This window comes from Vibrio sp. R10-SF1-ISO8 (assembly GCF_059833805.1).
This window is the reverse complement of the sequence record NZ_JCBDHL010000021.1, coordinates 503,876-516,301: the sequence shown is the minus strand read 5'-3', so window position 1 is coordinate 516,301 and position 12,426 is coordinate 503,876. Positions and strand designations below refer to the sequence as shown.

At 44.9% G+C, this 12,426-nt stretch carries 11 protein-coding genes and 1 tRNA gene; 4 read left to right on the top strand and 8 right to left on the bottom strand.

Translation table 11 applies throughout. The features are described 5' to 3' along the window. Positions 1–201 precede the first annotated feature (201 nt). From AC6R00_RS20495 to AC6R00_RS20485, 3 genes are all read right to left on the bottom strand, one after another. Complete coding sequence (locus AC6R00_RS20495; protein WP_500641733.1) at positions 202–810, bottom strand: DUF2913 family protein; 609 nt, start codon at positions 808–810, stop codon at positions 202–204. A gap of 118 nt (positions 811–928) precedes the next feature. Further along, positions 929–2,578 carry a response regulator gene (locus AC6R00_RS20490; protein WP_500641732.1) on the bottom strand — a complete coding sequence of 550 codons (1,650 nt, stop codon included), beginning with the start codon at positions 2,576–2,578 and terminating at the stop codon, positions 929–931. Between the two features lie 408 nt (positions 2,579–2,986). Next, positions 2,987–3,063, bottom strand: a tRNA-Arg gene (locus tag AC6R00_RS20485). Between the two features lie 201 nt (positions 3,064–3,264). Between AC6R00_RS20485 and folD the strand changes: the two genes are divergently transcribed. After that, positions 3,265–4,125, top strand: coding sequence for a bifunctional methylenetetrahydrofolate dehydrogenase/methenyltetrahydrofolate cyclohydrolase FolD (gene folD, locus AC6R00_RS20480; protein ID WP_004748512.1), 861 nt, complete (start codon positions 3,265–3,267; stop codon positions 4,123–4,125). Positions 4,126–4,315: 190 nt separating this feature from the next. Here folD and AC6R00_RS20475 read toward each other — a convergent pair whose 3' ends face one another. The 4 genes from AC6R00_RS20475 to AC6R00_RS20460 form a co-directional block, all read right to left on the bottom strand. Further along, positions 4,316–5,515, bottom strand: a complete 1,200-nt coding sequence (locus AC6R00_RS20475) for a NupC/NupG family nucleoside CNT transporter (RefSeq protein ID WP_500641731.1) — start codon at positions 5,513–5,515, stop codon at positions 4,316–4,318. A gap of 228 nt (positions 5,516–5,743) precedes the next feature. Next, on the bottom strand, positions 5,744–6,685 hold the full coding sequence (locus AC6R00_RS20470; protein ID WP_500641730.1) for a LysR family transcriptional regulator: 942 nt from the start codon (positions 6,683–6,685) through the stop codon (positions 5,744–5,746). A gap of 56 nt (positions 6,686–6,741) precedes the next feature. Next, a complete protein-coding gene (locus AC6R00_RS20465; protein ID WP_494504652.1) occupies positions 6,742–7,707 on the bottom strand; it encodes a lytic murein transglycosylase in 966 nt (321 codons plus the stop codon). A 47-nt stretch (positions 7,708–7,754) separates the two neighbouring features. Next, positions 7,755–8,042 (bottom strand): YcgL domain-containing protein, encoded by a 288-nt coding sequence (locus AC6R00_RS20460; RefSeq protein WP_486787631.1) that lies wholly within the window; start codon positions 8,040–8,042, stop codon positions 7,755–7,757. A gap of 161 nt (positions 8,043–8,203) precedes the next feature. Here AC6R00_RS20460 and minC point away from each other — a divergent pair, with 161 nt between their 5' ends. Genes minC through minE form a run of 3 tightly spaced genes read left to right on the top strand, consistent with a single transcriptional unit; the run spans position 8,204 to position 9,961 of the window. Further along, positions 8,204–8,866, top strand: coding sequence for a septum site-determining protein MinC (gene minC / locus AC6R00_RS20455; protein WP_500641729.1), 663 nt, complete (start codon positions 8,204–8,206; stop codon positions 8,864–8,866). 18 nt (positions 8,867–8,884) lie between these two features. Beyond that, positions 8,885–9,697 (top strand): septum site-determining protein MinD, encoded by an 813-nt coding sequence (minD, locus tag AC6R00_RS20450; protein WP_004748505.1) that lies wholly within the window; start codon positions 8,885–8,887, stop codon positions 9,695–9,697. After that, the gene (minE, locus tag AC6R00_RS20445) at positions 9,698–9,961 is read left to right on the top strand and encodes a cell division topological specificity factor MinE (protein WP_171321054.1); all 264 of its coding nucleotides are present in this window, start codon (positions 9,698–9,700) and stop codon (positions 9,959–9,961) included. It begins immediately after the preceding gene. Positions 9,962–10,213: 252 nt separating this feature from the next. Here the strand turns inward: minE and AC6R00_RS20440 are convergent, their stop codons facing one another. Further along, positions 10,214–12,388, bottom strand: a complete 2,175-nt coding sequence (locus AC6R00_RS20440; protein ID WP_500641728.1) for a CHASE3 domain-containing protein — start codon at positions 12,386–12,388, stop codon at positions 10,214–10,216. Positions 12,389–12,426 lie beyond the last annotated feature (38 nt).

The window sequence follows — 12,426 nt, the reverse complement described above, 5'->3', positions numbered from 1 at the left end:
CAAACAAAAACGCCAATCAGTTTGCGCTCCATAGAGGTTTCTCCTCGGGTTCTTGGAGCGCTGAATGCTTCTCACAGAAAAATAAGCACAATGACATTTGAGCAATAAACGATTCAATAGGTCGCGGGATTAATTAGGGGTACAAAGTCCCTAATGAGCGAGTTGATAGACTTTGGATCTATTGGAAACAGAAAGTGGGAATTAGCGAAGTGAGAGTGTGATTCTTACAAAGTCACCATCTTCAAACTCAACGTGGTGATCAAATAGAGACGAAGAATATATTGTACGGAGGAAAGAGTGCTTTTCTCCGTGAGTGCCACGAAACAACATCGAAATATTCGCGACTAAGCGATTACGGTTATTGAAATGGGCATTGAGATCAGCAGAAAGCACACAAAGTAAGCACCCTTTGCTATTGTGTTGTAAGTCGACAGCTTCAGGGCTTGAGACAAGTACTGTGGTGTTGAGCTCTTTTTCAAGGGTATTGACCAGCAGCAAAAAGCTATCAAGGTGTGGCAGTTCATCCCCTTCGATGGGTGTCAGCAAATTGCCCAACATGGCTTCCATGTCCAGTCGCTGAGAACGCGCATGGCTGACAAGCGATTTCACCTTCTTTTTGAAAGGCTTATATTTTTTGCTGTTGGCGGCTTTGTTTAGCCACGCCGAAAGAATATCGTTGATTTGCGAGCGAGATTTGCTACCTAAAACGATCGCAGTATGGTTAGTACGCAAATGGAGTAAAGCATGAAGAGCGAGTTCCGCCAGTAACGGCTCGAATTCAGGTTTAATTTTGGTATGGATACTGCGCATGTTCTCTGAGCGTAAGGTGCCAAGCTTGAGCTTAGTCTATTAGAATTTGTTAAAGGAACGACATGCTACCGAAAAGCCTTACGTAAGTACAGTATTCAATCGATGTCTGAGCAACTATTCACCAAACCTCTCTGCTAGCGTGAAGCGGAGCTTGGAGGCGTTTCTGCACAATACGCTTTGCCTTTTGGATCTGTGTGACCTTCGGATGCATCGGGTCTTGCTTTATCAAGTTCTCTATTACAATCCCGACACTCACAGGAAATTGCTCTTTGAGCAACTCGATATTGCTGCTATCAGACACCTTAAACTTCAGCATGGCGTTAATAAAATGAGAGTGATGGTTGATAAAATAAGGTGCCTCTTTGGCCTTTATCGCTAAAGCATCAATCACACGACCTAGCGACGCCTTTTCCGTCGCTTGCTGCATTGCTTGTGCCTTAACACTCAGTATTGCTTCGGCTTTATCGAGAACAATGCAGCTAATCGTCATCGCGATATCTTTCTTGCTTGAATTGAGCAGCCTTAACTCATCTAACCAAGTTCTGGCTAAATCTAAGCAACCAATATGAAGTGCTACAGCTAGTAGAGCAAACTTGCGATGTTCTAGCTTAGTTTGGTTATACAGCAACTCAAGACGCTTTGGCGAGCAAACTGGGTTCACTCCATTGACTTGTAACAACAGCTGATACAGTCCTTTTGAGAGCTTATGGCTATCGATTAACTCATTCTCTTGAATAGCCAAAATTGCCTTTAGAGATGTTTTCAATGTCGCCGGATTCATTTTGTTGCGTGTTTTGATGGCGATAAGTGCTTCGAGAAACAACCTCAGCTCCTCAATAAACACTAACTCTTCGTCATCTAGCACCGAGTCATAGTCAATTTTGGCAAGAAACATCGACGCTTTTCGGTAGTCCGAGAGCATGATACACAGCATCACACATTTAAGCGTTAGATGAACAATATGTGGGTAGCGGATTGAAAGTTTGATCATTACCCGAACGGCTTTGTCTAAATCACAATCAAGCAATGAATGACGAGCAGTGATCTGAGAAACCAAAGGATCATCTGGGTAGCCCAAAAGCTCGTATTCGTGCGCCAATTCCAACGCTTCAAGCTCGTTGCCCAGCTCTTGATTAAGAGAAATAAGCTTCACCAACGGCCAACGATGTTTAACCTGTTGACGCAACTGTTTAAGCGTTAGTAAAGCCAAATCATATTTGTTTTGCTTTACATAGCAATCAACGACAACTTTGTGAAAGTCGAGCCATTCGACCCCTTTGCGTTTTGATTGTGCATTACAAAGCTCAATAGCTTCATCAAACCGCCCTTGGTCTAGCTTGTTGTGTACCGACGTCAAAATACTGCGTTTTAACAGGCTACTTGCAATGAGATGCTTAAATTGGTTGTAATTAAACGGGTGACCAAGAATATTGTCCGGCTCTAATTCTTCGGCGCCTCTAATTTGGTCATCATCACCACTATTGGCAATCACAACAAATGAGCAATCACGTGAGTAGGCTCGGCTTTGCTGATAGAGGTAGTGATATTTAGGGCCGACTATTTTCTTCTTACTTGCATAAGAACAAATGATCAGATCAAAGCGATGCTGGTTAACAAGCTGCTTAAAGGTCATGACATTTTGTGCCTTGTGCAATTTATCTTCTGCACCACCCATTTTCTTCAGCATGTTTTTTATCGACGAGGACAACATACTGTTCTCTTCTACGATAAGTATTCGCTTACCACTTAAATCTTTTTTGTCCGCCATCTAACTACATCTATCATCTAAATTTCGATTGGATGCTAGAAGGCCGACACATTAAAGCCTATCACTAGCAGCAGACTTAGATACATGAGCCTAAACGCTGTTACAAATTAATCATTATAAAAATCCATTTTATGTCTATATATCAATCAATTATCGACAAAAATAAACCTTTATAAATATTCACAAAGTCAAACCTAAAACAGCAACCATTCATTAAAGAGATGTGTATTGAGTAATACTTAAGCAAACAACTAAAAGATATGAGCAATCACGTATCAACATTGGCTCGATATCAAGCACTGAAAATGGCAGTCATTGACCACCTAACTACATGAGATAGACAAGTTGGAAAAGCACTAAAACGAAAAAACCCGACAACTCTATGAGCTATCGGGTTTCTAGAATAAATGGCACGCCCTGTAGGATTCGAACCTACGACCACATCCTTAGAAGGGACGTGCTCTATCCAGCTGAGCTAAGGGCGCGCTACAGGGAAAGGATTATACGAGTTCGAATTCTTAAAACAAGGGCTTTTAGTAACATTATGATCTGACTGACTAAAAAAAGGTCACAGAATTCTATTTTGATTAAAAACACCACAAAGCAAACGTTTGCTTATAGATGTTCGTCAAATAATTTGCGACAATGCGCTGCAAATAATTCGCCATTCTTATTAAAGGAAAGTCATGACCGCTCAAAATATTGATGGAACTCTAATTTCCCAAACTGTTCGCTCAGAAGTTGCAGCCCGCGTAAAAGCTCGTAAAGAAGCTGGCTTGCGTGCTCCTGGCCTAGCAGTGGTTCTTGTCGGCGAAGATCCGGCTTCTCAAGTTTATGTCGGCAGTAAACGTCGTGCATGTGAAGAAGTTGGCTTTGTCTCAAAATCTTTTGACCTTCCTGCAACGACGACAGAAGAAGAGCTACTGGCTCTTATTGATGAGCTTAACGGTGATGCCGAGATTGACGGTATCCTTGTTCAACTACCGCTTCCTGCTGGTATTGATGCAACACATGTCCTTGAGCGTATTCACCCTGAAAAAGACGTCGATGGTTTCCACCCATACAACGTAGGTCGTTTGGCTCAACGTATTCCTAAACTCCGCTCTTGTACGCCTAAAGGCATTATCACTCTACTAGAGCGCTACAACATCAACCTACGTGGTATGCATGCGGTTGTCGTGGGTGCGTCAAACATTGTCGGCCGCCCTATGACGCTTGAGCTACTACTGGCAGGCTGCACGACCACCACCTGTCACCGTTTCACTAAAGACCTTGAAGGTCATGTCCGCCAAGCTGACTTAGTCGTGGTTGCAGTAGGTAAACCAAACTTTATTCCTGGTAATTGGATCAAAGAAGGCGCAGTAGTGGTCGATGTGGGTATTAACCGCTTAGATTCAGGCAAGCTAGTTGGTGATGTTGATTATGACAACGCAAAAGAGCGCGCAAGCTTTATTACTCCAGTACCAGGCGGTGTGGGGCCAATGACAGTTGCAAGCCTAATTGAGAACACCATGCTGGCTTGTGAGCAGTTTCATACTAAGAAATAGAAGCGAGAAGCGAGAAGCGAGAAGCGAGAAGCGAGAAAAATTAAAGGATTGGCACCAAGTGCCAATCCTTTTTATTTTGGAACGCTTCGCTATGGATTCGGGATGTGGGAACGAAAAAATCTCGAAGGGCGAAGCCCGTTCCCGATTCTCGGAGCAAAGCGTTCTAAAGGACGAAGTCCGCCCTCGCCTCTTAAAGGCTAAGAATCACACCTGCAATTGACGCGCTCATAAGGTTTGCCATGACACCTGCCGCAATGGCGCGGAAGCCGTATTTGGAAATGAATGGACGCTTTTCAGGCACTAGGCTTCCTAAACCACCAATGAGCATCGCCATAGTTGAGATGTTAGCAAAGCCGCACAGTGCAAACGTGACGATTGCTTGTGAGTGCTCACTTAGCTGTGCTTTGACATCCATCAATTGGATAAAAGCGACAAACTCGTTCACAACAATCTTATTACCGATTAACGAACCTGCAGTGATGGCTTCATTCCAAGGAACGCCCAGTAGCCACGCCACTGGCGCGAACACGTAGCCAAGGATTAGCTCAAAACTCAGCTCTACTCCAGCTAGACTGCCAACCCAACCTAGCATGCCGTTAAGCATCGCTATCACACTGATAAAGGCAAGTAAGGTTGCGCCAACAGCGACTGCAATACGCAAACCAGACATTGCACCGTCTGCCATGGCTTCAACGACATTGGTTGCTTTAGGCATCTCGGCATTATCTAGCTCGGTGCTTGGGCTGATGGTCTCAGTTTCAGGTACTAAGATCTTCGCCATCAGTAAACCTGCCGGAGCCGACATAAACGCCGCCGCAATCAGGTAGTTGAGATCCACTCCTAGCGAAGCGTAACCAACCAAGGTACCACCAGCCACAGAGGCAAGACCACCACACATAACAGCGAAAAATTGCGAGTCCGTCATATGCTTTAAGTACGGTTTTACCACTAGCGGCGCTTCAATCATGCCGACAAAAATGTTTGCTGTTGCAGACAAAGACTCAGCACGACCAATACCCAATAGCTTTTGCAGCCCACCACCAATGAGGTTAATCACTTTTGGCATAAGCCCAATGTGGTACAAGCCAGAAATCAGCGCCGAGAAAAAGATGATGATGCCAAGAACGTTGATTGCAAACGTAAAGCCACCTGTTGCCAAGCCACCAAACAGGAAAGCGATACCTTCTTGACCATAGTTAATCAGGTTGGAGACAGCGCCGGTCACGCTGTTCAGCGCTTCTTTGCCTGCTGGTACGTACAACACCAATAGCGCAAAGGTAATTTGCAATGCAAACGCGAGCGATACCGTTTTAAAGTTAATTTTCTTTCTATTTGTAGAGAGCAGCCAAGCAGTAAATAGAATGGCTACAATACCGAGAATTGAGTTCATAACATGAATCCGACAGAAGGGGGAACAAGAGTGGCGTCGGAGTCTAGTGATCTAAAAATGAGATGCAAGTCACAGTTGTTAACTGGATGTATTTTACAGAGATTAAAATATAACCACAAAAATAACCCATTGATAATTAAACATATAAACGTTTGCTTACTGCTATCTTTTCCAAGTGGAAATTATGTTTATGGAGTAAGAAAAATTAATCTTGCCAAGATGCCGTAGTCAAGGTCTTTGAATATAGGGCGCTAGTTTCTTATCCCAATGGCAAGGGTTGCCAATTTTCTGCTTTATAAAATCGATCACGGCCACCGTCTTCTTAGGCAAGAAACGACGACTTGGATAGACTGCGTAAAATGGCATGCTTTGCGAAGCGTTCCAATCAGGAAACAGCTGGATAAGTTGCCCGTTTTTAAACTCATCGCCGATAAGATAAGTCGCTAGATAGGCGATGCCCCACCCTGCAACCGCGGCATCACGTACCGCTTCTGCTAAGTCGACCGAATAGTTCCCAGAGACTTTAATACTCAACTGTTCTTGATGGCTGCTAAATGACCATCGGGTATAGTCCCTTTCCCAGCTTCGATAAATCAGGCAATTATGTTCCGTCAGCTCACTTGGGTGACTTGGGGTTTGATGCTTAACTAAATAATCAGGAGAGGCTGCAACCACAAACTGCGAGTCCGCTAAGCGCTGAGCCACATAGCCTTCTGGTAGATGTTCATTGTTGGTAATCCACAGATCCAACCCCTCTTCTAGCATATCTACCTTGTAGTCGAACAAATGCACTTCAACCTGAAGGTTAGGATATTGCTGGCGCAGCTCATCAATTGCAGGAATGATGTGCAAAGTACCAAAAGATTGCGACAGACCAATTTTCACTAGCCCTGCCACCTCATCACGCTGGCTTTCAACCTCTAACTGAGCCTCCCCCACTATCGAAACTAACTGAGCACAATGTTCATAAAATTTTTGCCCAGCCTCGGTTGGCGTAAAGCTTCGCGTCGTACGTTGTACAAGCTTTACACCCAGCGATGATTCAAGCTGAGCTAATTGCTTACTGACATGAGATACCGAGACACCTAAGCTTTTAGCAGCCAAGGTAAAATTCTTATGTTTGAGCAAAGCGGCAAACACTACCATTTGCGCAGCACGTTCTGAAAGCACAGGATCTCCAAAAGAAAAAGGAGCTCAAGAGAGCTCCTTTTGTTTAAATTGTTTGTCTACAACGTAATTCTATCAGCCAGATGACTGACAGCTAAAGCGAAGTAGTAAGAGCGATTCCACTTCATCAGTACATTGTAGTTGTTGTAAACCAGATAGACTCGCCCATTGGCATTGTCTGGCGCGGTCAACCATGCATCCACATCCACTTGTGGCAGTGAACTGCCATCGTATCGAGTGATGCCAAGTTGATTCCATTCCGCTAGAGTTTTCTCTTTACCTTCAACACGGCCTTCTAGGTCCATGTCGAAACCTTGCGGTAGCTTAACCTGACGTCCCCAAGTGAACTTGTCATTCCAACCAGATTGACTCAGATAATTAGCGGCTGACGCGAACACATCCGCTTCTGTATTCCAAATATCTTTCTTACCATCACCGCTTCCGTCAGCAGCATAGGAAAGGAAGGAGCTTGGCATAAACTGACATTGCCCCATCGCCCCAGCCCAAGAGCCTTTAAAGTCGCTGACTGAAATATGTCCTTCTTGCAAGATTTGCAGTGCGGCCATGGTTTCTTTTCGGAAGAAGGCTTCTCGGCGACCATCGTAGGCGAGCGTCGATAGTGCATCGATCACTGGGTAGTTACCTGTGAACTTACCGAAGTTACTTTCGACACCCCAAAGCGCAACAATAAAACGTGGCTGTACACCGTATTCTTCGCCAATTCGGCTTAACTCAGCGTAGTGCTCTTTGTATAGCGCTTTCGCTTGTTTTACCTTCCAATCTGGAACTGCACGAGGAATGTACTCATCCAGTGTTAATTTCTTTTCAGGTTGGTTCTTATCCGCTTTTACAGCACGAGGCTTATGAGTCACATTGTCAAAAGCCTGATCGATAATTTGCTCCGAAATACCATTGGTTCGAGCTTCTTGTTTTAAGCCTTCAACATATTGCTCAAAACTGACCTCATTCGCATATACAGAGGTAGAGAGTGTTAATCCTAGAACGACTGACAGTAGTTTTTTCACATTGCCCTCCTTGAGCAATAGAAACCAACAATCCCAATATTGTTTATCTAATCTTCAGATTGCTGACGAGCTTGTTTTTGCTCTTTATATTCATCGAGTAGGTTTTTAGGCGGCGGTGGCAACTGCAAGAAAAAGCCATCATCTATTAAAGACTGTTTTACTTTCTCGACATCAACTTGTGCCAGCGTGCGCCCTTCCAGTTTGACCACCATAACCATAATAGGTTTGCCAAACATCTGCATTAAAGTGTCAGGAACTTGTGAAAAATCATCCTTTTTCGGGATATATAGGTAAGCGCCTTCTTTTTTAGAACTTTTGTAAATTGCACAAAGCATTGGAAGCCTTTTATCCATTTATTTCATTGAACGTCAATGTTTCGCTATTTTTTAAAGCAAAACACTCAATTGAGCGCAAGATAACTTGCTGTGCTTATTCTGGGAATATAACATGACACCCCTAGTCTCAGGCAACGCCCTTAAGAGGTTGTAAGTAAAAGATGTCACACACCCCAGACCTAAAAGGCAGCAGCTTTACTTTGTCAGTTTTGCACCTTTCTGACAACAATGTTGATAAAACTATTCATTTCTTACAAGAAAAGGTAGAGCAGGCACCCGCATTTTTTGCTCATGCGCCCGTTGTCATTAATATTTCAAAAGTCGATGGTGATATTGACTTTGTGAGACTGAAAGAAGGTATTTCCCAAGCAGGTATGATTCCCGTAGGCGTCACAGGCTGCAAAGACAAGCGCACACAGAATTTAGCCTCTGAAGCTAAGTTTGCCGTCATGTCTGCGAGCAAGTCGCCAGCTCAAGCTCCTGCGAAGATGGCACCAACCAAGATTATCCGTACGCCGGTGCGTTCTGGGCAACAAATATATGCCAAGGACAGCGATCTTGTGGTACTCAATCATGTTAGCGAGGGAGCTGAGGTCATTGCAGATGGTTCTATTCATATCCACGGTACTCTACGCGGCCGCGCTATAGCGGGGGCGAGTGGAAACACTGGCGCAGTCATCATCTGCAATAAGCTCAATGCCGAACTTATGTCGGTCGCAGGACACTACTGGCTCACCGAGCAGTTCGCCGACGAGTTCTGGCAGCAAAAAGTTATGTTCAGTTTGCAAGACGACTCGCTCAAGTTCGAGTTGTTAACGATTTAATCTTATAAGGAACACATAATGGCACGCGTTATTGTTGTCACTTCAGGTAAAGGTGGCGTGGGTAAAACCACGTCAAGCGCCGCAATCGCTTCAGGCCTTGCTGTAAAAGGAAAGAAAACGGCAGTTATCGATTTCGATATTGGTCTGCGTAACCTCGATCTTATCATGGGCTGTGAACGCCGCGTGGTTTACGACTTCGTCAATGTAATCAACGGCGAAGCGACATTGAATCAAGCGATGATCAAAGACAAGCGCACGGAGAACCTGTTCATTCTTCCTGCCTCACAAACTCGTGACAAAGATGCGCTAACGAAAGAAGGCGTTCGTCGCATCTTAGATGAGTTAGACGAAATGGGCTTTGACTTTATTATCTGTGATTCTCCAGCGGGCATCGAGCAAGGTGCACTAATGGCGCTATACTTTGCAGATGAAGCGATTGTTACCACTAACCCTGAAGTTTCTTCTGTACGCGACTCTGACCGCATTCTGGGCATCTTAGACTCTAAGTCTCGCCGCGCAGAAGAAGGTTTAGAGCCAGTGAAGCAGCACCTACTACTAACGCGCTACAACCCAGCGCGAGTTAACCAAGGTGAGATGCTAAGCGTCGAAGACGTTGAAGAGATTCTACATATCTCTCTACTGGGTGTTATCCCTGAGAGCCAAGCGGTACTGAATGCTTCGAACAAAGGCGTGCCAGTCATTTTTGACGAGCAGTCTGACGCAGGTATGGCATACAACGACACCGTTGAGCGCCTGCTAGGTCAGCAAGTGGATTTCCGCTTCCTGACTGAACAGAAGAAAGGAATCTTTAAACGACTATTCGGAGGCTAAATGTCACTACTTGAGTTTTTCCGTCCCCAGAAAAAAAGCTCTGCAAATTTAGCCAAAGAGCGTCTACAAATTATTGTTGCCGAGCGCCGTAGCCAAGGTGATCCAGCACCGTCGTACTTGCCACAGCTAAAAGAAGATATTCTTAAGGTGATCAGTAAATACGTCGCTATCGATCCTTCTATGGTTGATTTGTCATTCGAGCACAAAGATGACGATATCTCGGTACTAGAGCTGAACGTTAAGTTACCAGAAGACGAGAGCTAGAGAGAAGCGAGAAGCGAGAAGCGAGAAGCGAGAAGCGAGAAGCGAGAAGCGAGAAGCGAGAAAAGTTTGAAGGGTTGGTACATTGTATCAACCCTTTTCTTATCATTTGAGATACTTACGCTAAAACAGAAGCCAACACAGCCTGCAACTTTCGACATACTCACCACGCACGTATCTAGAAGGGCGAAGCCCGTTCTCGAATCTCGGAGCGCAGCGTTCTAGCCTCTCGTAGGACGAAGTCCGTTCCTTATCTTACACCTTAAACTGGTTAACGAGACGTTTAAGAGATTCAGCCTTCTGCTCTAGAGTTTGAGCTGAGCTCGCGGCCAAGTTGGCTTGCTCATTGGCAACAACAGACACCTCAGACACGCTTTCAACGTTCTTTGAGACTTCGCCACTGGCTACAGATTGCTCTTCGGCAGCCGCCGCAATGCTATCGATCATGTTAGCCACGGTTTGCGCGCCTTCGACGATTTCATCAAGGCTGACCCCAGCCTTTTTAACTAACTCTAGCCCTTCAGTGACTTGTGTTGCCCCTACCTCCATACGTTCAACCGCAAGTGAGGTTTCGTTTTGAATCGCTTCTATTGATTGCCCGATCTCTTGCGTTGCTGATGTGGTTCTATCTGCCAAGGCACGAACTTCATCCGCGACTACAGCAAAACCTCGCCCAGCTTCGCCAGCTCGAGCAGCTTCTATTGCCGCATTAAGTGCCAACAAATTCGTTTGCTCAGCGATTTCATTAATCACGCTGATAATTTCACCAATTTCAGAACCGCGTTTTCCTAGTTCTGCAACGCTATTTGAAGACGCTGTTACAGCCTCATTGATGGCGTTCATTCCCTCAATGGTATTTTGAACAACTTCGCCACCTGAATTAGCAGTAACACCTGCAGCTTGTGCATTAGCCGTGGCTTCTGAAGATTTCGTCGCTACCTCTTGAATGCTGTGGCTCATCTGTTCAATAGAAGATGAAATCTGAGCAATCTTCTCAGATTGAACCCCTAACTCATGTGACATGTTGGTATTGGCCTGTGTAATCGACATTGTGCCGTCAACTACCTCGTCTGTAGTGCGCAATACTTCGAGAATTGCCCCATTGGTTTTTTTCACAGCCTGATTGTAACTAGCGGCCATCGCCCCTAATTCATCTTTAGAATCGATATCGATAGTATTGGTTAGATCCCCCTCGGCCAAACGCTCAAGACCCGTTGCTACTTGTCTAACCGGGACAGTTATCGCTTTAAGCACCACCCAAGCAATTACAGAACCTAAACCAATCGCTATCAGCGTACCCAGCATTAAAGTCGTTTCTGTTGTTTTTGCAGCCGACTCGGCCGCCGCTTGACGCTCATCCATCAAGCCATCTTCCATTGCAACAAACTCAGCAATTTGGCTACGAAATTGATCGAAATAGACCTTGCCTCGCGCTTCACCGACAAGTTTTGCCATATCATTCATCGTTTTGGCGTCACCAATCTCTCGTCTCAACTTGATGATGGGAGTAACAACCTCAGTTTGCCATTCACTGATGGTACCGTTCATCTCTTCTAACAGCTTAACTTGATGAGGGTTGTCGCTGACCGTTTGTTTAAGTTTAAATATCAGTTGCTTAAACTTTCCACTGCCTTGGTTATACGGGACGAGAAAATCATCTCTGCCCGCTAGAAGATAACCGCGCATTCCGGTTTCCATATCAACAGCGGCGGCAAGTACGTCTTGCGCAGAAGCCATCACTTTATAGGTATGGTTGACCCAATCAGTAGATTCACTGAGTTGAGAAAACGAGCTAAGCAGCTCTTCTGTTTCTGACTTTTCTAGATAACCTTGCTCATTCAAGGTGACAAGGGAGAAAACACTGTTATCAAACTTATCTTTATTGTTTTTTTGTCGCTGCTCTAACAGCTGAGCCTCGCGCTCCGTAAACAAAGCAATTTGTCCGCGAAACTTATCGAAATAGACTTTTCCGCGCGCCTCCCCTACGAGGTCTGACACGTCATCCATGGTTTTAGCGTGCCCAATCTCACGCCTAAGTTCGATGATGGGTTCAGTTACATTGACTCGCCAATCATTGATCGTTTGTTCAATATCCTCTAAACGCTTGACCTGAACTGGGTTGTCATTAACCGTGTTCTTAAGCTCAGCCACCAGCTTAGTGAATCTCTGTTGACCATTCAGATAAGGATCTAAAAAGTCCTCCTTACCTGCGAGAAGAAACCCACGCATACCTGTTTCCATATCGACAGCAGCCGCTTCAATCCTCATCGCCTGCTGAATAACATTGTGAGTATGGTCAACCATGGCATTAGTTTGGACCTGGGAACGTGAACTTGTGATTGCAACAAAGGCCAAAAACACGAGGAGAATGAGCGGAGCCCCTGTACCTAGCGCGATTTTGAACCTTAAGGGAATATTATTAAAATTCATGGTTCTATCCTTGACGAGTAATCTTCTTCCATATGGAG